The following is a 26,051-nucleotide window of genomic DNA, read 5'->3' as shown; positions in this document are numbered from 1 at the left end:
TTTTCAGTCAGCAGCGGCTAGTTGGCAGTGGCCACGAGTAGGCACCGCGCAACGAATAAGCACTATAGTGCTACATCCATGCAGGCACTATAGTGCCTGCATGATCGACGGGTCAAGGCCAACCATTAGGCATGGCCGCGAATCCTGAGTCGAATGATTTGACATTGGAACAGGCGATCGGCCGCGTCCTTAGAGCGTTGAGAGCTGATCGGAAGATGACTCAGCTGCAAGTCGCAGTCGAGACAGGCTTTGCCGACACGACCATCCGCAATATGGAGAGTGGTAAGAAAAGCACGACAATCCGATCTCTCGATGCTGTCTCGATGTTTTACAAGCTACCCATCGAAGAGATCATTGTTAGGGCGAAAGCGCTTCGGAACGGTCCGCCGAGCAGTGATGCACCAGAATCAAACTGAAAATCAAACTGGCACTATAGTGCCTTACCCGAATTGGCTAGTCGGAAAAGATTAACCAATGAGGAAAGCCGCAAATGTTCGACCTACGACGCTTGAACAAGCGTGTGGTCAGATCATTGCGAATACCCGCGATCACAAGGGTCTTTCTCAAATGGATCTGGCTGTAGCGAGTGGTTACAGCCTTCGTTATATCGGAGATATAGAACGAGGCTCGAAGAGCCCCACTCTCCGAACGATGAATGATCTAGCGACCCTTCTGGAACTGAATCTGAGCGAACTCCTGAGCCAGGCAGAGCGACTCCTGAATCGCAAAGAACGTCGCAACAGCGCAGTTCAACGGCCACAACAACGTTAGGTCTATTTTGCCTTCTTCTGAGCGGCCCAACGCTTCTTTTGTGCCGCCGCAATCTTGGCACGCGCCTCTTCGCTCATCACTCGCTTCTTCGCAACGTTGGGAGTGCCTGCATTCGCCTTCGGGGGACGCCCGGGACCGCGGCGGACCGGCGTTGAAGAGCTTAACGAAGCCAGTGCTGTTCGGGCCTTCTGCAAGCGCGCGATTTCAGCGTCGATTTGAACAAGGAGAGCTGTAACGTCCATGCGGCAATTCTAAACATCGATCCAACAGCTACCGCGTTCTCCGGCGCGAATCCGATATTCTGGAGCGGATATGACGAGTGATCTCCAGGCATTGCCGGCTGACTATAGCGAGCTTCTTGTTCGCCTGAAGGCACGAATCCGTTCGTCCCAGTTGCGGGCTACCGTCGCGGTCAACAGTGAGCTCATTGAGCTGTATTGGTCGATAGGCCAGGAGCTGTCTTCACGCTTTCAATCCGAAGGCTGGGGTGGCAAGATCGTCGAACGGTTGGCGCAGGATCTTCGCAGTGAGTTCCCTGGGATGGAGGGATTTAGCCCCCGTAACCTGCGTTATATGAGGAGTTTCGCTGAGGCGTGGCCAAGCCCTGCAATTTTGCAACAGCTTGTTGCAAAATTGCCGTGGGGTCACCAAACGGTGCTGCTCGACAAGGTAAAGGACCCTGCCACGCGTGAGTGGTACCTCCGAGCGAACCTTGAACACGGCTGGAGCCGCGCCATTCTCACGCACCAGATTGAGAGCGGCCTCCACTCGCGCCAAGGCAATGCCCTCACGAACTTTCAGAGGACTCTCCCGGAACTCCAATCTGAACTCGCGCAGAAGATCACGAAGGATCCGTACATCTTCGACTTCCTGACTCTGCGAGAGGCCGCCCATGAGCGAGAACTCGAACAAGGGCTCCTCCACCATCTCCGCGATCTTCTTCTGGAGCTGGGCAAAGGCTTTGCGTTCGTCGGTAGCCAATACCACTTGGAAGTGGGCGGCCAAGACTTCTTTGTCGACCTGCTCTTCTACCATGTCCAGCTTCGTTGTTGGGTGGTGATTGACCTGAAGATGGATGACTTCCAGCCCGAGTTCGCAGGAAAGATGAACTTCTACCTGTCCGCTGTCGACGACACTCTTAGACACCCCGGCGATGCCCAGAGCATCGGTTTGATCCTATGCCAAGGCAAGAACCAGACGATCGTTGAGTACACGCTACGAGATACGGCAAAGCCGATCGGCGTTGCTGAGTACCGCGTAACGCGGCAGCTTCCCGATGAGATCAAGGAAAAAGTCCCGTCGATCGAAGCTCTCGAAGAGGTTGTTGCTAAACTGCGAGCCGAAAATGAGGAAGACTAGTTAGCGTTTTTTCGCATCCCAGAGACACCCGCCGAGGCGAACACATGGCGAATGTGAAACAATCGGGACAGAGGCCAGTGGACGTATGCGAACGGGCATATCCGATGCAACGATGAACTACCTTTTCCCTGATGGCACGGGCGTCCCCTGTGCCACTGGAGCGGAGTTGCTTCAAACCTTCATCGCGCGTAGGCCAGATGATCTGGGGTTTCTCGAACCCGGTGACATCAACAGTCTCAGCGGGTCGGGCTTTGCAGGAATTCCCGAGTGGGACGAGTTCGTACACCATTACAGCGTCTGCGAGCGCTGCCATGAATGATGACATCGCGGCCATCGGCAAACGCAAGATCGTTCACATTGACATGGACGCCTTCTATGCCTCCGTCGAACAGCGCGACAACCCCGACCTCTGCGGGCGCCCGGTGGTGGTGGCTTGGAAGGGCAAGCGGTCAGTTGTTTGTGCAGCGTCTTATGAGGCGCGCCGCTTCGGTGTCCGCTCCGCGATGCCCGCAATAACGGCCGAACGGCTTTGCCCTGAAGCAATATTCGTGCCCCCAGACTTCACACGCTATAAAGCGGCCTCCTCTGCGATCCGAGAGATCTTCCAGCGACACACAGACCTGATTGAGCCTCTCTCACTGGATGAGGCGTATCTCGACGTCACGATGAACAAGCTGGGAATTCCTACAGCGACTCTTGTAGCAAAGACCATCCGCAAACAGATCTACGACGAACTGAACCTCACAGCCTCAGCGGGCGTGGCACCCAACAAGTTCCTGGCGAAGATCGCGTCTGATTGGCGCAAGCCAAATGGTCAGTTTGTTCTGCAACCCCATGAAGTACAAGACTTCCTGCTGACACTGCCAGTAGGCCGCATTCCCGGTGTAGGCAAGGTCACCGAAGCTCGCATGGCGAAGAGTGGAATCAAGCTTGTGGGTGACATCCACGCAATGGATCTTGTGACTCTAGAGGCTCACTTCGGAAACTATGCCCAACGCCTCTTCGAGCTGGCCCGTGGCATCGACCACAATCCGGTCGTCGCAAACCGCGTTCGCAAGCAAGTCTCCGCCGAAGACACTTTCCCCGAAGACATTCCGTTGACAGAGTGCGAGCCACATATACGCCGGTTGGCCGAGAAGGTTTGGATCGCTTCAAAAGAAAATCTGCGCCAGGCAAAGACGGTTGTTCTCAAGCTGAGAACAAAGGAATTCGATGCGCTAACGAGGAGCTCAACCCCTGCACAGCCGATCACGGATTGCGAGACATTGATTGGTATTGCGCTGAGCCTCTGTGCGCGCGTGGAGCTTTCGCCAAGCCAGCTTTACCGCCTCGTAGGCGTAGGTCTGTCGAACTTCCAAATGCATGAAGGAACTCTTCAAAACAGCGATCAATTACTGCTCGATGATCCCGTTGAGAATGCTCTTATACGTTCCTGAACAATCCCCTTCGATGAGATGATTGTCCGACGAGACTAAGCGAACACGCAGAAGATTTGATCGCAGGCGTTCGCTATCATGTGTTCCTACGGTGAATAGAATGGATTCTTTTTCAAGGCGAAACGGCTATAGAGGTCCAGCTCAAGAAATCACAGTTCGCGAGGGCGCTCCCGAAGTGTTCCGTGCATACATCCTCGGCACGTTGCGGCGATATCAAAACGCAGCTGGAGCGAGGCAGCTCGTTTGCTCGACCCTCAATTGCCTTCCGGACAGAGATAACTGGAGTGATGGAAATATCTGGGATGAGGTAACCTGGCGCATCCAAGAGTGCGATTGGTTTAGGGTATACGATCTCGCCGAGGCAATTTACCACTCTCTCATGATGCATCATGCTTTTCCCGCGCAACTCTCGCTCGCAGATTTCGTGGAAGAGCTCAATGCACTCTTTGAGGAAAACGGAATCGGATGGAAAATCGAGAACGGTCAGATTCTCTCGCGTGGCACTGAAGCCTTCGAGGTCCTTATGAGGCAAGCATCACCCGCGCTTGAAGCAGCTGGGCTGCAGACCTCTTCGGACGAGCTTCATAAAGCGATCGAAGACCTTTCACGAAGGCCTACTGCCGACCTGACCGGCGCCGTGCAACACGGAATGGCAGCGTTAGAGTGCGCAGCGAAGAGCGTTGCGAAGATAACTTCCAAGGCAACGCTTGACGATGTCACCAAGGCGAGGCCGGATCTTTTTCGCCCTCCACTCAATGAGGCAATTCAAAAGCTTTGGGGCTTTACCAACAATAGGGGGCGGCACATTCTCGAGGGCAGCGAACCGACCTATAAAGAAGTCGAGCTTGTCGTCGGAGTGGCAGCTACGGTTGCAACGTATCTGAGCCGAACCGCTGCTGGTATTGAGTGATGCGTGGGAAGAGGCCAGAATCAGCAAACCTACTTGCTAAGTTGTCTGAAGAGGCGGGCGAGCTCCTGACTCGCGCAGGGATTCTGTCGGTCTCTGATTACGCTTGGGTTGGAGACAACATTCCCTCAGACGTTTACACCGGACTCGCAATATGGGATACAGATGCCCCATTCAAACTTGACTTGTTTATATGGAGTCGGCCATCGCCTCCTCCTACACCGACGAAACAAGAAGAGACATATTACAAGGCGGCGGAAGATTTCCTCGGCACAATGAATTTGGCCAGGAACGCGATCGGTCTAGTTCTCTACAGCTTCGAGCATAGAAAACCGGACAACATACTCGACGATGTCGAACCGTTCTGGGAACACGCTGGTGGCGCTGCGGTGTGGCTGAATATCGCGGCTGATCGGGTTCGTGAGTATTACGTCATGGCACGCTTCGGGATGACGCCAAAGGAGTATGAGGCGACAGCGAAGCGGAACGGCTTCATGAAGCCGTTCAAAGTACCAGATCAGAACGAGACACCGAACGCCAAGCACGCAGCAGATGCGCTGCGCAGTGACGCCAAAGAATTGGAAAAACGCCGCGGTGAGCGGAATAAAGTTGTGCACGAGGCAACATCACGCCGAGGAAGACACGCTCTCCTATCTTTGAGACGACAGGGAGAAGTCTCCCTTCAAAAGCCTTATCAATCGCGGAAGATTTCTAATAGCGCTGCAGAGTGGAAGAGTTGGGAAGAATCAACGAAGGCACTTGAAATCGAGCGCCGACAAGAAATGGAGCGTGCGCTGAGCGATCTTAAGGAGTGGTATCTCCTGGCCGTGCATGCCTGCTCACTAGCAATCGAATACGAATACTGGAAGCGGATAGGAAAATAGCGTCGAGATATCTAGCGATCGGCGCTTACTGCCTGTGATGATGGATTACTCACCTCTTCGAAACAAATTACGAGGTTTGATCGGTGGCGTGAAAGATCTTGCGACGCACGATCGTCTCCCAGATCTATGCACTCTACTCGGCCTACCTACTCCAGAGGAAGGACTCTCCAAGAGAGACAGGATGTACGCCGCTTTCGACGTCGTTCCAGATTCAGACCTTGTTAGGGTTGCAGATAAGTATCTCTCGAACTTCCCTCCCAATGCAGAGACCCGAAACGAACTGCAGGAACTCATTTGGGCCTTCAATCCGGGCCCTGAGGTTCCAATTCGCTTTCGACGGGAAACCGCTAAGGCAATCGAGGATCAGCCCATTTACCTCCGCTCACAAGGGTTTCTGGAACTGCTGGAGAGCCTTTTTGTCCTTGAAGAGCCACACGATTTTCTGATCAGCCATCCTCGCAATCTGAAATGGCAGATCAAGCAATGGGTTGTAGAAAATAACGACTGGAAGGCAGATGCACTCTTCGAAAATCTTGGCGCTTACACCTGCTCTGATCGACGTTTCCTGCTATTGATCGAGGGACTTTGCTCCTCAGAGGTTCGGCCCGAGGTCGAGGAGCAGAGGGGTTTTGCGGCGACACTCAATCAAGCACTCACGGCATGTCAGATTCAACTACAGGAAGTTCGTACCTCTGGCGGCTATCCAGTATTTGAAGCCATCCCAACAGGAAGAGGGGTGCGAACCGCCCCCAAGAATCTCATCTTTGCCTCCAGCGTGAAGCCCGATCTGCGATTCAGCGACGCGATCAACAATGACATCGAAGTCTTGAATGGAATTGACGACGTCCTCGTGTATGACAGGACAGTAGGATCTGAAGGATTAACGTGGAATGCCCTTCAAACGTGGTGGGCCGACCTGAATGAGATGGATAACGAGAAAGCAAAGGAATCACTTTACCGTCGTCTCATCGCCTGTCTGCCGGAGAGCTCTCCACCGCAACGGCTCTTGTTTAAGAGCTACTTCAAACACTTCAAGCACTCAGTCCCTCGACTGCCGGCGCTACTGCCTGAAGTCTGGTTGCATTGGGATCCGAAGACTGTTCGAGAACGCGGCAAGCAAGCGTTACTAAGATTTCGCATGGATTTTCTAATGCTTCTTCCGAATGGCGTCCGCGTCGTCATCGAAGTGGATGGGATGCACCACTATGCCAACGACGATGGGGCCGCTAATTCACTAAAGTACGCCGCTATGACCGGCGCTGATCGGGACCTCCGGCTCGCTGGATATGACGTTTATCGATTTGGGGCAGCAGAATTGAACTCCACTACAGGAAGTACCGCGGTCGCAGATTTTTTCGAACGTCTCTTCAGAATTCACCATGTGAATCTTTAGCTGGAGCGGAAAGTATCTAGCCCCCGGTCGAATGGGGATTAGCGATGATGTCTGTCTCGGCGCCGATTCTCCAGCGATCTAACAAATAAGCGATGGCCTCGGGGCCACCATTCGTAAAGCTTACTGGTGGCGGCCAAGCAGCAACAGGCTTTTGGATCGGCCAAATCTGTTCCAGGTTTAGATCCCAGTCGCCGACCTTACATGGAATCGCATCAAGCCGCCCCTCTGGTTGTTCGAGATGTACTGTGACGACCTGCGTTACGAAATGGCCTGCAACGATTGTCGTCGCTATGCAGGATGCGAGAGGCTTCCCCATCTGGTCGTTGAGCATAAAGTCCGTTCCAGCATTGGCCAGATGCATACCATCGATTCGCCCGATCCAAACGAGTGTTCGCTCAGGAATGGATCTGCCAACACGCATTCCGCTGCAATCACCTCGCGTGTAGAACACGTTTACGGCACTTCTCCCTTTCATCGAATCGCTCATCATGGCAGTTTTGACCGACCATGCTGCAATCAGGGTTTGCTGGGCCACAGACAGATCTACGGGGCGATCGTCGACCATTGCACCAAGCACCGGAATCGACTCTGTTTCTAGTGAACTCATCCACCCGTTATTGCAACCTGTACAAACGGTTTTCACGGTCAGTTCGGGATCAGGAATCACAACACGATCTCGCCCCCTTCGCTCCATCTTGAGCGGACCGAACTGGTGACGCCGGTGAATCCACTTCGGCCAAAAGTGTTCGCGGCTTCCAGAATTGTTGTCGCAAAAAATGCATGGCGTTGGCATTGCGTGAGTATAGTACCCATCCATTTGCATGGTTCGAGCTCCACAGTGTCGCCTATCACGCATTGCAAGAAGCACTCCTATGAAAGTTCATTCATCAAGAGGGCCCCTATTCGGGTGAGTGCGAAGAGAGTTCTGAACGGCAACCGGGAACGCCCCAATTTGCGATTTAAGGCGTAGGCGATCAAAATTCCAACCTCTTTATCCTCAGCAAGTTACGCTGAATCGCACAATTCTCGCTGCAACCAATGCTTGACGCACAGCCCACCCAATGGGCGAATATAAGGCGAAGATTGCTTATGCATGCCAGTGCCCAAATACGAGCTGAAGTAGAAGCCGCTCTTGCGCGAAAGTTCCCTTCCGCTCTGACGCCACCGACACGTGTAATTCGTCCGGTTGTGCCGAGTGGAATTTCTGTACTCGACGAAGTTCTAGCTGGAGGCTTCCCTGTGGGAGCTATGACGGAACTCGTGGGAGACGAGTGCTCTGGGCGCACATCAGTCGCTGTATCTTTCCTCTCCACTGTCACAAGCAGTGGAAAGGTATGCGCGTGGATCGATGCATCCAACACGTTCAATCCAGCCGCAGCAGCATCCAGTGGAGTCGATCTCAACCGCGTCTTATGGGTTCGCTGTGGTGTTCAAGAACTACCAGCGACACAGGAGAGTCCGCGTTTCGTCTTGCCTACAGAGTGCTTCACTCCGAGGCCGATCCTAAAAGGACTCCACGGAGGCGGCCATGGCACGCATCCGCGGACAGAGGCAAGGGGGCTTTCCTCGGCGGTAGATCGTTTCTTAAATGAGGAATACTTGGCGCCTCGCTGTGCCGAACAAATATCGAAACCTCGGCCCACTCCCGTCCATTTCGAGCCTTCACGAGTTTCCGAGAGAAGCACAGTAAAGAAGTCGCGCAGAGCTCCCGCCTTTGAGTCGATCGAACAGGCGCTCCGCTGTGCCGACCTTGTCATTCAAGCTGGCGGTTTCGGAGCGATCATTCTGGATTTTGGTGCTTTCAAGCCGGAATTCGTTTCTCGAATCGAATTGTCGACCTGGCATCGCTATCGAGTCGCGGCAGAACAGAATCGATCAAGCATACTCTTGCTCACCCAATATCCGTGCGCGAAGAGTAGCTCCGAGCTTCAGCTAAAGCTGCTTCCAATGCAGGACACACAAGAAGAACGCACCGTCTTTGCAGGCCTGAATGCTCATGTAGAGATCGTGCGTCAACGCTTCACCGAGGCGCCCACCAACCTCATCCCCATGCGCAAACCTCCGCAAAGAGCTAAGGTTGCCGGCTGGCACCAGCGTACAAGTTGGGTAGGTCCACGATGAGCAAACCACTGGAACTCTATGCTTGCCTTTATGTGCGTGAGTTGCCGGCACAAGCGTTATTGCGCCTAAAGCCAGAACTCCACGACAAAGCTTGCATCGTGCTTGAAGGTGAAGCACCGAACCAATTCGTCTCCTCCCTAAATACAAAAGCAAGGCTTCTTGGTCTTAGGCACGGTATGACAAAGATCGAGGTCGACACTTTCGAAAACATAACGTCACTGTCCCGTTCATTCCGCATCGAGGAAGCCTTAAAACGGATTCTGCTGGAATGTGCAGGAGATTTCTCACCACGTGTTGAAGACCAAAGCAAGGGCGGTCACTTCATCTGCGTGATCGATGTTGCTGGCACAGAGAGCCTGTTTGGCTCCCCCCTAAGTCTCGCAAGGAAGTTAAGGCAGCGCGTTCGCTCTGCGGGGATCTCTGGAATCGTCACGATTAGCGCCAACATCCAAGCAGCCCTCTGCATGGCGAAAGGGCTCACCGGAAACGTTCCAATTTTAGTGATACCTAGGGGGCAAGAAGCACAGGCACTAGCCCCCCTATCGCTCTCCGTGCTCGGCATGACCGAAGCTCAAGCGCAGACATTTGAAAATTGGGGCATTCGAAGCATTGGCGCTTTAGCAGCTCTACCTGAGGACGCTCTGATTTCACGTCTCGGCCAGGATGGTAAGCGCCTCCTGCAACTCGCTCAGGGAAAGCGCCCTCACCTTCTTGAGCCCGCCGATTTACCTTTTATCCTTGAGGAGCAGGTGGAGCTGGACTTCCCTCTTGATGACCTCGAAGCACTGCTGTTCGGCCTGTCCCCAATGCTCGAACAGCTAATCTTGCGAGCTCAATCGCGGATGTACGCATTAGCGAAGATCACGGTCACCTTGGAGTTGGAAGGAGGAACCTCTCACTCGCGAATCGTGGCCCCGCGAGTTGCAACAAATGAGAAGTCCCTATGGTTGAAACTGCTACACCTTGATCTCGAGAATCATCCACCACGGCATTCCATCGTTGCTGTACAGCTTCACGGTATACCTGGGATGACGAACAAAGTGCAGCTCGGTCTCTTTTCGCCACAACTTCCAGAGTCGGGGAAATTAGACATCACGCTGGCTCGTCTCTCGGCGATTGTCGGCGACGGTAATGTCGGTAAACCGGTGTTGGACGACACGCACCGAATTAACAACTTTCACATCGAAACCTTCTCTCTTACGCACTCGGAATCCCCACAAAAGCGTGAAGAGCCATATCTCTACTTGCGTCTTCTCCGCCCCGCAGAAAAAGCCCACGTGGAGGTTCTGCATGGAAAGCCTAAAGAAGTGCATTTTCGATCACGACGCTACATCGCAGATCGCGTATATGGCCCTTGGCTCCAAGGAGGTGAGTGGTGGAACGACGGCATTTGGGGCAATGAGCAATGGGACATGATTGCGCGAGCAAATGATAGTAGCTTTCTAGCGTGTCGCCTCATGCGGGACTTCATCCAGAACGAATGGTCCATAGCAGGTCTTTATGACTGACAAGTATGTTGAGTTGCACGCAAATAGTGCTTTCTCTTTCCTCGAAGGAGGATCACAACCAGAATCTTTGGCGGAAAGAGCCTTCGCGCTGGAGATGCCAGCGCTTGCTTTGATGGACAGGAACGGTTTCTACGGCTCAGCCCGCTTTCACAAGATTGCGACCGAAAACAAGATCGTAGCGCATGTCGGTGCCGAGGTTGCCATCACTGGACTTGGTAGCCGTCTCACACCGCCCCGCTGGCTGCCTCACCAACATCTGGTAGAACCTACGCGTCTCTCCTTGCTGTGTGAAACCCGCGCGGGCTATCAAAATCTATGCCAGATGATTACGCGGTACAAGATGCGGGAGACCTCGAAGCAAGAAGGCGCCGCTCGCCTAGCTGATATAGAAGAGTTTGGACAGGGGCTTGTTTGCCTCACCGGCGGAGACGAAGGGCCTCTCGCGGCGGCGCTCATGCGTGGCGGGGAAGCAGCCGGCCGAGAAACCGTGGAACATCTAGTGCGAATCTTCGGACACCAGAATGTATATGTCGAATTGCAGCGCCACCGAGAGCAGGAGGAAGAATGGCGCAATCAAGCTGCGCTTCGCATAGCGCGATCGCTAGGGCTTCCTGTTATCGCAACCAATGGTGTCCGCTACGCAACGAAATATGACCGCGAAATCGCTGACCTGTTTGCGTCTATCCGAAATCATACGCAGCTCGATCACGCAGGAAGGTTGTTGGCCCTCAATAACCAGCGTCATCTGAAATCAGCGTCTGCGATGGCATCACTCTTCCGCGATGTTCCCGGCGCCGTTGAGAACACATTGGAGCTGTCTTCCCGACTTCAATTTCGACTCTCTGATCTCGGCTACGAGTTTCCACGCTATCCAGTTCCCGAAAACGAAACGATGGACAGCTTCCTAGCGAAGCGTGTGACCGAAGGGATCCAACGTCGTTACGGACCCAAGCGGAACGCTAGGTTGCTGGAACGAGCAAAAAAGCAAGTTGCTCATGAGTTGAACCTCATCGCAAAGCTCGGCTTCGCGGGTTACTTCCTCATCGTCTGGGACATCGTAATGTTCTGTAAGGAACGCGACATACTCATCCAAGGCCGAGGGAGTGCGGCCAACTCCGCAGTCTGCTATGCGCTGGAAATCACAGCCATCGATCCGGTGGGAATGGAGTTGCTATTTGAACGCTTTCTTTCAGAGAGCCGTGGCGAGTGGCCCGACATTGATCTCGATCTTCCGTCCGAACACAAACGTGAACAGGCGATTCAGTATGTGTATCAACGTTACGGAGAACTAGGCGCTGCAATGACAGCGAACGTGATCACGTATCGAGGTAAATCGGCAGCTCGCGAAGTTGGCAAAGCGCTCGGTTTCGATCCTGATTCCCTGCAACGGCTTTCCTCACTCGTGGCTAATTACGAATGGAAGGGTGCCAACGATACGATGGCGCGCTCGTTCCAGAGTGCAGGCTTCGACGTGGCGCACCCCCGTATCGGCAAGTATTTGGAACTTTGTATGCGCATCCAAGATTTGCCACGTCACCTCGGGCAGCATTCTGGCGGCATGGTGATCTGCCAAGGGCAACTCAACAGAGTGGTGCCACTCGAGCGCGCATCGATGGCAGGTCGAACCGTAGTCCAGTGGGACAAAGAAGACTGCGCTGACCTCGGCATCATCAAAGTCGATCTCCTCGGCCTCGGCATGATGGCTGTACTGAAGGACTGTCTTACGCTCGTCCCTCAGCATTACGGCGAGCCGATCGATCTTGCTCAACTTCCGGAAGATGAAGAGGTCTATCGAACCCTGCAACGAGCCGATACTATCGGCATGTTTCAAGTCGAGAGCCGTGCTCAGATGTCATCCTTACCCCGTAATCGACCTGAGAAGTTCTATGACCTCGTTGTGCAGGTCGCAATCATTCGCCCCGGCCCCATCGTTGGAAAAATGATGCACCCCTATATGAGGCGCCGCCAAGCGCAGGAAGACGTCTCTTATCCGCACCCTTCGCTTGAACCAGTCTTGAAGCGCACACTTGGCGTTCCGCTGTTTCAGGAACAACTACTACGTATGGCGATGGTAGTCGCCGGCTTCACCGGCTCTGAAGCGGAGGAGCTACGACGAGCAGTTGGGATGCGGCGATCCTGGGAGCGCATGAAGAATCTCGAAGGGAGGCTACGTTCTGGTATGACGGCAAACGGCCTTGACGAGGCAACGCAAGAGACGATCATTCAGAACATCAGTTCGTTTGCCTTGTATGGATTCCCCGAAAGCCATGCCGCGAGCTTTGCGCTGATCGCATACGCATCAGCCTTCCTAAAGGTGAAGTACTTAGCCGCGTTCACTTGTGCCATTCTCAATAACCAGCCTATGGGCTTCTACAGCCCCTCCGTTCTTATCGAAGATGCCAGACGTCATGGACTACGCGTGAAACCGATTGACGTCCAAGTATCAGATTGGCCATGCAAAATCGAGCATGAGGATGACGGTTCACTGTCCCTACGCCTCGGCCTTGGATATGTTCGCGGGCTGCGTAGTTCTTGTGCCGAAGCGATTGTGGCTTCGCGTACTCTGCAAGATTTCACTTCTGTAGATGACCTCGTGTTGCGCAACCCGCAGCTCAATCAAAAGGAACTGGCGCTCTTGGCGAATGTAGGTGCGCTCAATACGCTCGATGGGGTGAGACATCGGCGAGATGCTCTCTGGCAAGTGAGTCGCGCAGGAAAAACGGAAGGTCCGCTCTTGAAGCAGCAGAGTCAATGGCTGCGTGATAACGAGGTGTCACCCCTAGCCCCGATGACTGCAGAAGAACGCTTGGTCGCAGATTACGCGGTCAGCAGCGTGACGACTGGCCCTCACCCTATGTCTTTCCGGAGAAGCGGCCTAAAGCGCAAAGGCTACCTCCGAGCATCTGACCTCGCAGCACATCCTCATGGAGCCTACGTCAAGACGGCAGGACTTGCGATCGTCAAACAACGCCCGGGAACCGCGTCAGGCGTTGTCTTTCTTACTGTTTCCGACGAGACCGGAACTTTCAACGTATTCATTGCCCCTGAGTTTTTCGAGCAACATCGGCGCACCATCACGCGAGCTCGATTCATAGCAGTGGAAGGCCCACTACAGAAAGAAGGGCCAATCATCCATGTGATGGCGAAGTCGTTGGAGGAACTCTCAACAGAAAGCAGCGCCGGACCTTTGAAGGTGACATCTCATGACTTCCACTAAGGCTGGGACACGCATTGGCGGCTATCGCGCCGAAGTCGATCAGCAGAAGCTCGGGCCCGCGCTGCTCATTACCGCTGGCGTGATCCTCGGGATGAGGACGAATCGCTGGGATGCAACCCATAGTGATGGTCTCGCGAGTGAGGAGTGGGAAAAAGAAGTCGAACACAGCGTGCGAGTCGCGAGGCGCGTTCTCACTTTTTTGACGACACGCTATCCAGACCTATTCACATCCAAACAAGTTCCCTGGTACGTGGCAACAGATGAAGACTGCCCACGTTAACCAAGCAATGAGTATCCACCGTTACAAAACCAGTCGCTTTCAGACAGTGCGGAGTAGGCTGCTGCCTCCCAAGAATTACGCCGAACATCCCGGCAACTCTCGGCTTGATCCGCTAAGTAAGCACGAATGCCTGTAGCACCCTGCTTAGAGACATTACGGATCAAGTGCCCTCTAATATTGCCAATTAGATACCCTGCTTCTGAGGCATAGGCCTTGCGTAACTTGAAAACGCGGAAGTGATGTTTTACTCGTCGTTGAAGTGTGAGAGGCCACGAAGGTGGTGGATCCGCATAAAAGAAAAGCGCAGCTGGGGTAACCTCAACAACACGGGCACGCAGCCAGATGTCGACATCAATGTCATCAATATAAGGATGAATAGTTTCCTCAGCCGCCAGCAACGGGATGGATTGCGTCTTTGTCTTATTGCAGTCCTGACAGGAAGGGATGAGATTCGTCGGCGTTATGGTGAGATCCGCATATCGCGTCTTCGGGAGATGGTGATCAAGCGAGTACACAGTCCCCCGACCACACAGCGGGCACTTCCCATTAGGCGCCGCCATCTTCAGCGTGTCGTATATAGCTCTTCCCGGCGCCTTAGCTGGAACCAGCTTCTGCTCATAGAGCCATATCATGTCGGCAGTCGTCATGCCCCCAACCGTGTCAACCTCTGGTAGCTCATGTAGAGTCGTCGACTGGAGTGCCGTCCAGAATGCTTCGGCAGCATCGGATAGAGGAGTTCCCAATGCTTCAAACGCGGCTTTCCTGCCGGCATCCGCTACATTCACCACACAAGCATCAAGAACAGATTGAACCGGGATTACGGGCGCGCTAATTCTCCACATCTAAGTCGTCCTCCTGATCACGATCAGCGATGAGACCGCGGATAATTCCTTTCGCTTCTCCGCCGAGTTCTCCACCGAATCCCGAGACGATCTGTTCATAGGATCGACCGCTTTCGACACTTTCTGTGAGTAGCCTGTGAAATCCAGACTCGGCTACCTCCAGGCCGAAAATCTCACGTGTTAGGATCCCGACGCTCTCGCCGAATGTTTCAATCTCCGGGCGTTCCGCGATCGAAACGATGCCACTTCTACGAACCTTCCAAACGCAGCGTTTGGGAACTTCCTGCACTACGACGGGCGAATGCGTTGCGATGATAGCCACGCCATTGCGATCAACCAGAAGCTCCGAAAGGGCGCGGACGAAGGCCGATAATAGAGGAGGATGTAGGTGAGCTTCTGGCTCATCGAGCAACACGAGTGTGCGCTCCGCAACTGTCTCGACGAGGCGTGTGATCGTGAGTAGAACAATTTTGTGTCCAGAACTTAAACGAGAGAACACTCCTGCGACAGGATTGCTATCCGTCGAGTCATCCTCGTCGTTCAGCGGCGCCATGGTCGCTACCCGAGCATCTTTGAAGATAGGATCCGACTCCAGCATCCGCAGTGCGCGAGCCCAACGTACAGCACGTTCGCCCTTTCGACATAGCTTGGCACTTCTGCTGAATTCCGCGCCAAGCATCTGCGGCGTTTTGGGCAGCGAGACCTTGTCCTCATCGCCGCCAGGAGCGCGTTTCAACCCGATGTAAGCGAACCTCACTGGACTCTTTCTGTTCTGGTCGCTGGTGAGCGGCTCAAATGGATCAAACGCGCTAAATGTCACAGATACTAAATTTGCAAAGGATGTGTTGGGATCAGAACTCGCTAGATCTCGAAATGTTCCGGCGGCGTCTTCGTGTGGAGTAACAAGAGCACGCGCCATTCCGTTTAGGAGGTGTGTCTTGCCTACGCCATTTCGTCCGATGATCACATGCACATTCGTTGGAGGCTGAGATTCAGGCTCCACTTCGAATGAGAAACTAACAGCTGGTCTCCGACCTCGACCTAAAGGTGGCGCATCGTAGACAAAACTGTATTTGGTGAGTCGTGCGCCACCACGAGCAATGCGGCGAAATTGCTCATCAAGCGTCCCCTCTGACACTGATCGGAAGAGAGACCCATTGGTGACACTTTCTTTCCGAGCACGACGAAGGAGTTCAGGATCGGCGAGGGCTAAATCGACGAGGGCGGTCAACACCTGATCGCGAATTTCTGCTCCAAGCTGATTAAGAGATTCGTAATACGTGTCGTCCTGTCCTAGAGAAAAGAATCGATCCCCAAGGTTTTCAAATTCGGCGGGGACGGCGGGGCGTCGCTGATCCAGTTTCATGTCGAACTGACCAATTTTGACGCTTCCGATACGGTGTCGGACTGCCTTCTCATCAAAGACAAAGAGCGTGTACATTGTGCTATATCGGAACCAATCGTCCCAGCTATCCGTAACTAGGACGGCGGTAGGCAGTTTGTTGAGCTGCGCGTCTGAAGTTCGATCAAGCACCTGAAATCGCATGACAAGATATTATCTTCAGAATCGCCAGTTACCTTCAGCTCCCGATACTCGGGTCTGCCGCAGATGTGCCAGAACGCTAGACCGATTGACTGATTTCACGATCAAGCGCTGATGTTTTGCTCACGTCTAACGTTAGTTTCGAACTGAGCGAGGCAGCATCATTCGTGAATATTTGTGCGTCTTGCGCAGCACGAGAGACCGAAACGTATGCGAATCGTGAGTTCAACAAATCAGGATGCGATGTGGTGTCAACGTTCACCAATACCCGATTCGCAGTGAGTCCTTGGGAGCTGTGTGACGTGACGGCATACCCATGATCGACGCCGATCCAACCAGCCCCCCAACCGAGAACTCCGGCACCAAACAGCGCACCGAAGAGTCCGGGAATCGCGTCCTGAAATCGCCCCGACATCATGCGGATGCCGGCGAAGATCAGGCCGCCAAGACAGATCACTGCACCCGCGTACATGGCAAAAGTCTTGAAGGTTCCCATGAGGGTCTGCGCCCCAGAGAAATCCATCGTTCCTTGTGCATGTGCAACGGCAGCAAAACTGAGTGGAAGAAGAACGGGAATCAGCTTGCGGAGTGAACGCTGAATCACTTCGCTGAATCGCTGAATGCGATGACCTCTCTTGCGAGAGATCGTTTCGGCAATTGCGGAGTTACGGCTTGACCACATCGGCACCTCCTGGCGACTGCAACTAGTCGTCGTATGTCGTCATCATTGGGAATTGCCGAAGCTGCGTCTAATACTTCTTATTTATCGGGTGACCAGCATGCGATAGCTACGAAATATCAGGCCGCGATAAGCGACCGTAATTGACACCTCTAGCAGGGGCTTCGTGGCGCCTACTAGCGGATCAATCGAAGCTGAATGGGAGCCATATTCTTGGGTTGTTCAGCTTCTTCTCGAACCTGCAAATAACTGGCCAGACGTTTCTGCTCAGCGGGCGTTGCACTACGGATGATCATCTTCTGGAGTCTTCGGATCACAACGGGAAGTGTTTTGGGATAGTTCTCACGTCGGCAGATCACCGCGCTATCGACCGTCCATTCCACCTCCAATAAACGTCTAGTAGTCAGATCGGAATCAAGGACAGTTCCCTCGCGGACAAGCGCAAGGCCGTATCCCTCGCGAACAAGCATCTGCATCTCGACGGGATGGGAAGCACTGGAATAATCCTCGATTCCCACTCCCGCTTGGGCTAGGAGCTCCAGCAAACGCGCATGGGCCTGGGGATGACGATCAGGATGGTAGAGAACACTCAGTCTTCCTTGAAGGTCTCTCACGTGAAGCGCAGCACGTTCGGCCAAAACGTTGTCCTTTCTCATGCAGACAACAAGCCTGTCCTTGCGCAGTCGCTCCAATCGAAGTTCTGGATGTTCGAAAGGAAGAGAGATGATCGCTGCGTCCAATCTGCCTTCCAGAACTTCTGAAGCAAGATGGACGGTATCTCCATGCGACGAGCGGATCGCGCAATTTGGGAGCAGTTCCTTGTGAAGCGAGCATAGAGTTCGCAGGAGCTCTGGATCGACCAAGGGACTGCCTCCAAAGCGGATGCTTTCGAGCTCGCCTCGATCGATAGCAATCAGTGCCTCAATCGCCTCATCTCTCGTCTCCAAGACGTGCTTTGCAAGCGCGATGAAGGCAAGCCCTGTCTCAGTGGGTTGAATCCTCCCGTCCTTGGCTTTTCGGTAAAGCGTGACGGAGGCGTTTTCCTGAAATTGTCTGGCCTGCACAGTGAGGTTCGGCTGCGAAGTATGCAGTAGCTCAGCAGCCGAGCGAAATCCGCCTCGCTCAAGAATCCTCAGCAAGTACAAGAAGTGACGAAACTCAGCCCAATCGTACATAGCTCAGCTCACCCAATCGCGATAGGCGAAGCTCGCGAGTAATTTGCGGCTTCATATGAATCGTTTGGCTTTAGGAATCAGCAATCGCACCACGAGTTGTGCAGTGGCCAAATTTACTCCGCTTCCGAAAACAAAAGAGTCAAGATCGTGACAATGTGCCAACCTTGTTCGCGGAAGTGGCTCACCTGATTCGTAGTCCCTAGAGGGGTGATAGGTGCGATTTATCGGGTGATATCTGGAAGATATTGGACGCCGAGTGCAAGCTTGGGCAGGCTTACAACATCGGATGCGATTACATGCGCTGATGGCGTAGCAAATCACCTGCCCGGAGGAATCATGAGCGAGATGCGGCAAATGCCCCGAAAGCCACCCGCCAAAGCTGTGGCTGCACCGGAGAACCGAATCCTAGTTAGCAGGGATGAGGCAGCCAGCCTGTTGTCGATCAGCCCTCGTGCGATTGACTATCTGATCGCGAGCAAGCAACTTGTATCCCGTCGAATCGGGGCACGAGTGCTCGTATTAGTGTCGTCGTTGCGGGAGTTCAGCGCCGAAGATCATCCTAAGCCTCTAGCAAGTTGATCGCGAGTTCTCCCCTTGCCTCAATGATGAGTGACCTTGTTCGGTCAATAGTTCTGATTCGCTCTTACAAGGTCCGCCCATGGGTTGCTGAAGCTGATGAACCTCACTCCGAGCGAAAGACATCCCGCTCGCCAGACCTATTTAGCTTCATAAGGTCTATGCGGCCTTGAAGGCGTCCTCGAGAGCGTGACGTTTCGATTGGTGATCGAGGTGCGCGTATCGCGCGGTCATCTTGATATCGCGATGGCCAGCTAACTCTTGCACCACCTTAAGGCTCTTCCCTGCTTGGACCAGCCGTGAGCAGAATGAGTGCCTATTGTCGTGCCACCGATACTTCTTTACCTTAGCTTCCTTGAGAGTGGCCGCCCACCACTTCTTCGGATCCCCTAGAGCGAAGCACGAGTCGTCAGGAGCTTCGTTCGGCTTATCCACCGCTCTATCCTTGCGTGTCATCTGCAATGCCTTGATGGTCTTGAACGCCCATACAACTTCATCGAGCATGGGTATGTATCTTTCCATTCCATTCTTCGATTCACGAACGTGGATCTGCTTCAGTCGAAAGTCAACATCCGGCCAGGTCAAGCCGTATTGCTCACCCTTTCGCATTCCTGTTTTGAGAGAGATGATGAACTCGCAAAGATGATGACGCCAGTGATTCGCCGTTAGCAGCATCCCTTGTTCAGTGAACTGATCGATGCGATTTTGGATTGCGGAGCGGATTGCTTGCTCTTCCTCTGCACGCAACCAGCGAATCACGCTGTTGCGAACCTTCCTTTGAGATGTACCTCTAACAGGGTTGTCGGAGAGCTTTTCGTTTTTGATCGCACGCTGGAAGACTGCACTAAGCGTGACGCGATAGCGGTTGATCGAAGCGTCTGCGAGAGGTTTCCCTTTGCCCCTCTGAACATGGAGGTTCACCATGCTGTCTAGCCAGTCCTCGACGTGCTTAGGCCGCATACGCGCCGCTGGCCTGTCGCCGATCTCAGCCTTGATGCGGTTGAGACGCCTAGGAGGGTTCACTTGATCTTTGTACTGCGTCGGATGAGCAATGATGTACGCGAGAAGATCGTCACAGAGCTCTCGGATCGTGATGTTGCTCGATCGTTCCTCCTGGAGTTCCTTCTTCTCCGCAAGAGAGAGAACGGGCTCAGTGGCTTTGCTCGGGAGCGACTCTACGCCTTCTTTGCGTCGAAGGGAGCGGACGTCTTCGAGCCAAGCGATAGCCTCTTGCCTGTCTGCAGGAAGTGGGCCAAACGATTTGCGTATCAGCCCATGCCTCGTACGAAAACGAGCAGCCCACCCCTCACGATCTTCTCGCCAGTAGACGCCCGATACTTGTTTTGGCTTCGGTCCTCTCACCATAATCACCAGCCATCCTTTGAGCCAGACTAGCGAATTCTGGTGATACTTTGGTGATACTTTTTCGCCGTATTTCCTGCAATTCGGTGCGATCCCATGCGAAACCGATGCACCTTTAACATGCTCGCCATCAACAACTTATGCGACCTACCGCGTTCGCATGCGATACTGTGCAAGGTCTATTTGGAGTCCCTCCTAAGGCGAAGGTCGCAGGTTGGACTCCTGCCCGGGCCACCACATCAAACTCCTTATCAATACTGGCGATTCGTTGTTTAGCCGCTTAACGCGATAAAGTCCAGAAATTGCCCGTGTGATACAAAAGTGATACACCCTCACTTTATTGCTGCACCCCACTGCAAACCGCTGCACTGTGGCGCAACATGATGGTTTCCGCCAAGGATTCTGTATCACGCTGAAGCTAATGCAAGCGAGGATTTGCGATACGCCAGGCCGCTACTTAGCTTGCGACCCTTCGATGGTCAGCCGACGCATAACGCTTCAACTCTGCGAGAGGGATGAGCGTTCGAGTTCCTATGCGCCGCGTGTTCAACTCTCCATGGGCCAACAGGTAGTCGAGGCTACGTTGACTGATGGAAAGGTATTGGGCTGCGTTCCGCCGATCCACTAGAAGGCGCTCTTCCGTCGGCATCGTTGATCTCTGAACAGGCTTCTTCTCCATAGGCACCTTTTACATCTCGGCTACTTGCCCTCAGAGTGCCCCAGCAAAATTTTCTCGTCCAATGGTTTCTAGAGATGGCTGAGGTATCACTCAGAGTGATGGCAGAATTCCACAAGACGGGAAAGGGTTGCCTGGCTTAAGGCAACCTTAAGATGCCTTTCTTGATTCCATTTAAGTGCCGGGCTGCGAGCCCCATGAGGGGCGCTCAAAACCGCGTGGTATCACACTTCAATCGCTTGAGCTGGAGGTGTGCAGTTGAGCATTTATGACTATTTGGAATTCCGCCATTTGAGATTCATTGTGGCCGTCGCTGAAGAACTCAATATGACGAGAGCAGCTGAACGATTGAACGTAGTTCAATCCAACCTCAGCAAGCAGATCAGCGATATCGAAGAACTCTTTCACGTGAAGCTCTTCAATAGGGTTCGTAACGGCGTGCAACTCACTTCCGCAGGACAATCCCTCTACATTCGAGCGAAGCAACTGCTTGAACTTCGTGAAGAGACGATCAACTCGTTGCAAGCAGTGCAGGACGCCGAAACGAAGCCCTTCCGTCTTGGCTTCTCGCAATTCGTCGAGCATGCTGTTCTTCAAACCGTCTCGCAAGCCTATCGAGAGATGTTCCCAAAAGGCGTCGTCGATCTCGAAGGTGACGATACGGATGTCCTTCTAAAACGCCTTGAAAGCGGAGAGCTCGACGCTGCACTGATCACACTTCCATTCAGCATTGATAGGCTTTGTTCTCAAGCCCTCTTCCACGAACGTATGGTGGTCTGTCTGTGCAAAGACGATCCTTTAGCGCAGATGGGAGAATTGGAAGCGCCTGACCTGAATGGCAGGTTGGGTATTTTCAGTGATGCCCATCATCATCCGGCCGCCCACGCTCGTTTGTTGGAAATGCTCAACGAACAACGGATTACTCCACGCACATTCAGTCCAGCGTTCAGCTTGGAGCAGATCCAGTGGATGGTAGGACAGCGTATGTGCCTGGCCCTCATTCGCGAACACGAAGTGTTGCACGAATCCCTCACAACACGCCCGATTAGGGGCGTTCAATGGACGATTGATTCTGCCATCATCTACAGGCAGAAAGACAACCACGGCGCCATTTCTCTCCTCCTTCGCGATCTTGCTCGCCGCTACCCGAACGCCGACGCAAACGACCGACGCAAGCCGCCCCAATCCGTGAAGGAAGAGACCAGTTTGTTCCAGCACGAGGACGCGCTGAAGAATGCCTGAAGTGGTGAGCTATCACTCTGAGAGATGGCTGTGCCATCTCTATAAACCATTGGACGAGAAGCAACGACGCGCCTAGTGTCACGGCATATCCCGACTGATTCCAGTCGTAGGAGGTGCCGATGTTCCGTACTCGTGTCGTCGTTCCCCAGCGAACAGTCCTCACATTGCAGAGATGGTTTCGCCCGTCCGCAGTGTTGCTTGGACTGATTCTTGTCCTTCCCGTCGCCGCACACGCTCAATCGGGATCACCGTTTGACAGCGGCTTTACCTCGCTTCAAAACCTCTTCACCGGCACGATTGCCAAGGTCGCAAGCCTTATCGCAATCGTGATCGGCGGCTACCAGTTTGCCCATGGCGAGCCGGGAGCGAAGAAGGCCCTCGCTGGTGTCGCAGCCGGCACCGGGATTGCGGTGCTCGCAACCAACGTCCTCTCGTGGCTGTGGGGCGGTTAGACCGGTTCATGTCGCAACGCATTCATTTCACAAGGAGGGGCTTATGCAGGAATTAAATCGGAGTAACCAGCGCCGCAATCGCGTCTTCAAAAGCCTGCATAAGCCTCTCACCTACCTGGGCGTTGAACGCACCCTCTTCTTCTTCATTTGTGTCGCCGCCGTTGGCGTCTTCAATCTCTTCAATTCTTTGCTTGCAGGCGGGCTCGTCTTCGCTGTCGGGTACGCCCTCGGCTCCTGGGTCACCAATGCTGACCCAGCGTTTCTTCGCATCCTCGCACGTTCGGAGCGCTACAAGCTCCGGTACGACGCGCATAAGCAGAGTGTTCCCCGCGTGGAGGTCCGCTGATGTTTCGTATTGACCGAGTGCTAAAGCCGTGGAAAGATGCCGCAGCGTTGAATGACCACATCAACCTGTATGGCTTCTGGAACGAACGGACATTCCTCACTAAGTCCGGCGATCTTGGCATGGTGCTCCGTGTGGAGGGTGTGGACTACGAGAGCCTTGACCGCGACGAACAGGAATACGCGGTCAAGCGTTTAGAAGCGGCTCTCAAATCCTTCGGCCCCGGCTTCCATATCTACCAGTACCTCATCAAGACCAGCAGGCCGGATATCCCGTTTGCCCACTATGACGATGCCGTGGTGGAAGCAGCCATCGACCAGCGCCGCACATTCTTTGCAGCCAAGCAGGATTCTCTCTATCAGATCGAGATCTTCTATGTCGTATTGCTCGAAGGCTCACGTTCGAAGCGAGGCATCGGGTCCGCGCTCGCGATGTTCTTTTCCGATCCTGCCGGAGCATGGAACGAACTCGGCGGCCAGTTCAGCAAATCGAAGATGAAGACCTTGCTCCGCTTTCAGATTGAGTCGTGCCTTGGCCGTCTAGAGCAGCGCGCCGAAGCGTTCAGCCGCCAACTGGCGGACTTCGTGCAGATTGCGGTATTAGGAAAGGAAGACCAATTCATATTCTTCCGCAGATTGGTCAACTATGACGCACCGCGCATCGAGGGTCGTCCGCAGAGCACACAGTTCCTCGACTACCAGGTGGTGAACTCCAACATCGACGCGGAGCGCGACCACCTCCGCGTCGGCGAGCATCTCGTGCGCGTTCTCACCATGAAGGAGTGCATCATCGAGACGAAACCGTTGGTGCTGGATTCGCTGTTGAAGATCCCGGCGAGCTTTACGGTCTGCACGGAGTGGGTCCCACTCCCGCAGGACAAGGCCCGCAAGGAAGTGGCCAAGCGCCGTCGCCACTTCAACATCTCAAAGACCGGGTTTGTATCGCAGCTCGGAAACGATGCGACGCAGACAAATCCGCGCGATGTCTTGGTCGATGAGTCGAAGCAGGCTGATATTGAGAATCTTGGAGACTGTCTGCGTGTGCTCGGTGAGGGCCAGTCTCTCGGAGACTTTTCCTTGTCGATTGTGCTCCATGCACAGTCGCTCGCGGAGTTGGATCGGGTCGCAGGCGAGTTCCAGCGTTTGTTCACCGCTGCCGATGGCTCGCTGTTCAGTGAAACCTACAATCAGCTCAACGCCTACTTCGCCACGGTTCCCGGCAACTATGCCGTCAATCTCCGTCGGCTCTACGTGCTCACTTCAAATTATGCAGACCTCAGCTTTCTGTTTACGATCCTGCCGGGCGAGAAGCGCAATCCCCACCTGAACGCGGAATACCTGGCTGTGCTTGAGACCGACAACAGCACACCTTACTTCCTGAACCTCCATAACGGCGAAGTTGCGCACACGCTCATCCTGGGGCAAACGGGATCGGGCAAGTCCTACCTGGCAAATTTCATACTTCAGAACGCACAGAAGTACCAGCCGCAGACGTACATATTCGACATCGGCGGCAGCTTCGAGTCGCTGACAGACATCTTCGGCGGCACTTACCTGAACGTTGGTCAGGAGTCGCGCGATTTCACCATTAATCCGTTCTCTCTGCCGCAGACGAAAGAGAACCTGCAATTTCTCTTCTCGCTCTTCCGCGTATTGATTGAAGGTTCTGACGGCCATTATCGGCTGGACTTCAAAGAGGAGCGCAAGCTGTGGGAGGCCGTCGAGCGCACTTACGTCCTGGAGCCGGAACAGCGCACGCTCTCTAACTTCGCCAACATCGTAGGCGAATTGAAGGATCGTCTGCACCGCTGGACGAAGGCTGGTCAATACGGCTTTCTCTTCGACAACCCCGGGGACACGCTGACCTTTTCCCGCTTCCAGACATTCAACTTCGCCGGATGGGGCGATGCGCCGGAGGCTTTGGAGCCTTTGCTGTTCTACGTTCTCCATCGTGCGTCGAATGAGATTAGCGACCCAAAGAAGCTCGCGACGTTCAAGCTCTTTCTTTTGGACGAGGCATGGCTGTTCATCAAGAACGAAACGATCCGCAATTACATCGTGCAGGCGCAGAAAACGTGGCGCAAACATAACGCGGCCATGGTGCTCGCTACCCAATCGCTCAAGGAGCTTAAGGAATCGGGAATGCTCCAAATTGTCTCCGAGAGTTGCCCGACGAAGATCTTTCTCGCCAACCCGGAAATGAATCGGGACCTGTACCGTGACGCCTTCCACTTGAATGACACCGAATTGGAGTTAATCGCCGGGCTTGTCCCGCCGGGGCAGATGCTGATCCGCAAAGCGCAGTCGAGCAAGAAGGTTCATTTGAATGTCGATTCCGTCTCGCATTGGACGGCCACCAACAACGCCCGCGACAACATCGTGAAGCGCGATTACTTCGCCCGCTTCGGCATCGCCGAAGGCTTGCGCAGACTCGCACAAGACCATCCGTTCCGGCCCCGCACTCTGGCCGTCACCCCAACCCGGTAGTCCAAGGAGGCACCATGCAGCGCATTCTCATCTCTTTCTTGCTGGCCGTCGCGTTCTCCGCTCCTGCCGTCGCACAGGATGCATCGGCTCGTACCGTGCAGTATCACTCCCAGGACATCGTACCGATACGGGCCAAAATGAAATTCACGACTCTGATCCAGGTGCCTCCGACTGAAAAGATCATGGAGGCCGCGACCGGCGACAAAGATTTCTGGGTCGTGGATGTCGTCGGCAACTTTTGCTTCGTGCATCCGGCCAAGGCTGGTATCAGCACGAACCTGAACCTCATTACCGACAAAGGCAACATCTATTCGTTCACCTTGCAGGATGTGTCCAGCAGCTCGCAGATGCCCGACCTGAAGGTGTTGATAGAGCCTGCCGACCGTTCTTCCATCGTCGCGGCCAGTGGGCCACCGCAGTTCGTTCCCGCTGCCCAGCTCCAGCAGGCGCAGCAGCAGCTTGCTTCGGTACAGTCGCACGTCGATCAGGCGATGGACTCGTACAAGAGCGATTACCAATCGAAGCTGAAGTTTGACTACGCCTTCAAAGCGAATGAAGCGCCCTTCGATATCACATCGATCTACCACGATGACAAGTTCACCTATATCAAAACGACTGCGCCGGAGAAGTTCTCCGTGTACGAGATGAAGGACGGCAAGCCCAATCTCATCTCCTATGACCTGCGCGAAGGGACGTACATCATCCCGAAGGTCATGGATAACGGCTACGTGGAGCTGGGCAAGAAAAAGATGGAATTCACGCGTAAGGGCTAATCAACCGAGCTGAAGGGAGAACAATG

General features: G+C 54.0%; 23 protein-coding genes and 1 pseudogene. 16 read left to right on the top strand and 8 right to left on the bottom strand.

The window, feature by feature from the left end:
- Positions 1-131: 131 nt before the first annotated feature.
- Positions 132-416, top strand: a complete 285-nt coding sequence (locus PW792_04520; protein MDE1161195.1) for a helix-turn-helix transcriptional regulator — start codon at positions 132-134, stop codon at positions 414-416.
- Between the two features lie 357 nt (positions 417-773).
- On the opposite strand, the gene PW792_04515 is transcribed toward PW792_04520, so the two are convergent.
- Positions 774-1,013 carry a hypothetical protein gene (locus PW792_04515; GenBank protein ID MDE1161194.1) on the bottom strand — a complete coding sequence of 80 codons (240 nt, stop codon included), beginning with the start codon at positions 1,011-1,013 and terminating at the stop codon, positions 774-776.
- Between the two features lie 70 nt (positions 1,014-1,083).
- Here PW792_04515 and PW792_04510 point away from each other — a divergent pair, with 70 nt between their 5' ends.
- From PW792_04510 to PW792_04485, 6 genes are all read left to right on the top strand, one after another.
- The gene (locus tag PW792_04510) at positions 1,084-2,130 is read left to right on the top strand and encodes a PDDEXK nuclease domain-containing protein (protein ID MDE1161193.1); all 1,047 of its coding nucleotides are present in this window, start codon (positions 1,084-1,086) and stop codon (positions 2,128-2,130) included.
- Positions 2,131-2,215: 85 nt separating this feature from the next.
- Positions 2,216-2,449 carry a hypothetical protein gene (locus tag PW792_04505; protein ID MDE1161192.1) on the top strand — a complete coding sequence of 78 codons (234 nt, stop codon included), beginning with the start codon at positions 2,216-2,218 and terminating at the stop codon, positions 2,447-2,449.
- Entirely contained in the window at positions 2,442-3,566 is a 1,125-nt protein-coding gene (gene dinB / locus PW792_04500; protein ID MDE1161191.1) for a DNA polymerase IV, read from the top strand. Before PW792_04505 ends, dinB begins: the two co-directional genes overlap by 8 nt.
- A gap of 100 nt (positions 3,567-3,666) precedes the next feature.
- Positions 3,667-4,476, top strand: a complete 810-nt coding sequence (locus tag PW792_04495) for a hypothetical protein (GenBank protein MDE1161190.1) — start codon at positions 3,667-3,669, stop codon at positions 4,474-4,476.
- Positions 4,477-4,517: 41 nt separating this feature from the next.
- Positions 4,518-5,357: a hypothetical protein gene (locus PW792_04490; protein MDE1161189.1), complete on the top strand. Its 840-nt coding sequence runs from the start codon at positions 4,518-4,520 to the stop codon at positions 5,355-5,357.
- Positions 5,358-5,538: 181 nt separating this feature from the next.
- Positions 5,539-6,750 (top strand): hypothetical protein, encoded by a 1,212-nt coding sequence (locus PW792_04485; GenBank protein ID MDE1161188.1) that lies wholly within the window; start codon positions 5,539-5,541, stop codon positions 6,748-6,750.
- A gap of 16 nt (positions 6,751-6,766) precedes the next feature.
- On the opposite strand, the gene PW792_04480 is transcribed toward PW792_04485, so the two are convergent.
- A complete protein-coding gene (locus PW792_04480; protein ID MDE1161187.1) occupies positions 6,767-7,573 on the bottom strand; it encodes a hypothetical protein in 807 nt (268 codons plus the stop codon).
- Positions 7,574-7,839: 266 nt separating this feature from the next.
- Between PW792_04480 and PW792_04475 the strand changes: the two genes are divergently transcribed.
- Genes PW792_04475 through PW792_04460 form a run of 4 tightly spaced genes read left to right on the top strand, consistent with a single transcriptional unit; the run spans position 7,840 to position 13,876 of the window.
- A complete protein-coding gene (locus PW792_04475; protein MDE1161186.1) occupies positions 7,840-8,871 on the top strand; it encodes a recombinase RecA in 1,032 nt (343 codons plus the stop codon).
- Positions 8,868-10,379: a DNA polymerase Y family protein gene (locus PW792_04470; protein ID MDE1161185.1), complete on the top strand. Its 1,512-nt coding sequence runs from the start codon at positions 8,868-8,870 to the stop codon at positions 10,377-10,379. The genes PW792_04475 and PW792_04470 overlap by 4 nt, the downstream gene beginning before the upstream one ends.
- Entirely contained in the window at positions 10,372-13,596 is a 3,225-nt protein-coding gene (locus tag PW792_04465; GenBank protein MDE1161184.1) for an error-prone DNA polymerase, read from the top strand. The genes PW792_04470 and PW792_04465 overlap by 8 nt, the downstream gene beginning before the upstream one ends.
- Complete coding sequence (locus tag PW792_04460; GenBank protein MDE1161183.1) at positions 13,583-13,876, top strand: hypothetical protein; 294 nt, start codon at positions 13,583-13,585, stop codon at positions 13,874-13,876. The genes PW792_04465 and PW792_04460 overlap by 14 nt, the downstream gene beginning before the upstream one ends.
- On the opposite strand, the gene PW792_04455 is transcribed toward PW792_04460, so the two are convergent.
- The 6 genes and pseudogenes from PW792_04455 to PW792_04430 form a co-directional block, all read right to left on the bottom strand.
- Positions 13,873-14,718, bottom strand: coding sequence for an HNH endonuclease (locus tag PW792_04455; GenBank protein MDE1161182.1), 846 nt, complete (start codon positions 14,716-14,718; stop codon positions 13,873-13,875). The genes PW792_04460 and PW792_04455 overlap by 4 nt on opposite strands.
- Entirely contained in the window at positions 14,705-16,264 is a 1,560-nt protein-coding gene (locus PW792_04450; GenBank protein MDE1161181.1) for an AAA family ATPase, read from the bottom strand. The genes PW792_04455 and PW792_04450 overlap by 14 nt, the downstream gene beginning before the upstream one ends.
- A gap of 76 nt (positions 16,265-16,340) precedes the next feature.
- Positions 16,341-16,592 carry a helicase C-terminal domain-containing protein gene (locus PW792_04445; GenBank protein ID MDE1161180.1) on the bottom strand — a complete coding sequence of 84 codons (252 nt, stop codon included), beginning with the start codon at positions 16,590-16,592 and terminating at the stop codon, positions 16,341-16,343.
- Positions 16,587-16,943: pseudogene (locus PW792_04440) on the bottom strand (hypothetical protein). Before PW792_04440 ends, PW792_04445 begins: the two are co-directional and overlap by 6 nt.
- 173 nt (positions 16,944-17,116) lie before the next feature.
- Positions 17,117-18,115 carry a LysR family transcriptional regulator gene (locus PW792_04435; protein MDE1161179.1) on the bottom strand — a complete coding sequence of 333 codons (999 nt, stop codon included), beginning with the start codon at positions 18,113-18,115 and terminating at the stop codon, positions 17,117-17,119.
- Between the two features lie 735 nt (positions 18,116-18,850).
- Positions 18,851-19,615 (bottom strand): site-specific integrase, encoded by a 765-nt coding sequence (locus PW792_04430; GenBank protein MDE1161178.1) that lies wholly within the window; start codon positions 19,613-19,615, stop codon positions 18,851-18,853.
- Positions 19,616-20,987: 1,372 nt separating this feature from the next.
- Here PW792_04430 and PW792_04425 point away from each other — a divergent pair.
- The 5 genes from PW792_04425 to PW792_04405 all read left to right on the top strand — a co-directional run bounded on the left by PW792_04425 (position 20,988) and on the right by PW792_04405 (position 26,025).
- Complete coding sequence (locus PW792_04425) at positions 20,988-21,971, top strand: LysR family transcriptional regulator (protein MDE1161177.1); 984 nt, start codon at positions 20,988-20,990, stop codon at positions 21,969-21,971.
- 119 nt (positions 21,972-22,090) lie between these two features.
- Positions 22,091-22,423, top strand: a complete 333-nt coding sequence (locus PW792_04420; protein MDE1161176.1) for a TrbC/VirB2 family protein — start codon at positions 22,091-22,093, stop codon at positions 22,421-22,423.
- A 43-nt stretch (positions 22,424-22,466) separates the two neighbouring features.
- A complete protein-coding gene (locus PW792_04415; protein ID MDE1161175.1) occupies positions 22,467-22,769 on the top strand; it encodes a VirB3 family type IV secretion system protein in 303 nt (100 codons plus the stop codon).
- Positions 22,769-25,252, top strand: a complete 2,484-nt coding sequence (locus tag PW792_04410) for a DUF87 domain-containing protein (protein ID MDE1161174.1) — start codon at positions 22,769-22,771, stop codon at positions 25,250-25,252. Before PW792_04415 ends, PW792_04410 begins: the two co-directional genes overlap by 1 nt.
- 14 nt (positions 25,253-25,266) lie before the next feature.
- Complete coding sequence (locus tag PW792_04405) at positions 25,267-26,025, top strand: TrbG/VirB9 family P-type conjugative transfer protein (protein MDE1161173.1); 759 nt, start codon at positions 25,267-25,269, stop codon at positions 26,023-26,025.
- Positions 26,026-26,051 lie beyond the last annotated feature (26 nt).

This window comes from Acidobacteriaceae bacterium (assembly GCA_028283655.1).
GTDB lineage: Bacteria > Acidobacteriota > Terriglobia > Terriglobales > Acidobacteriaceae > Granulicella.
This window is presented reverse-complemented; position numbering and strand designations above follow the sequence as displayed.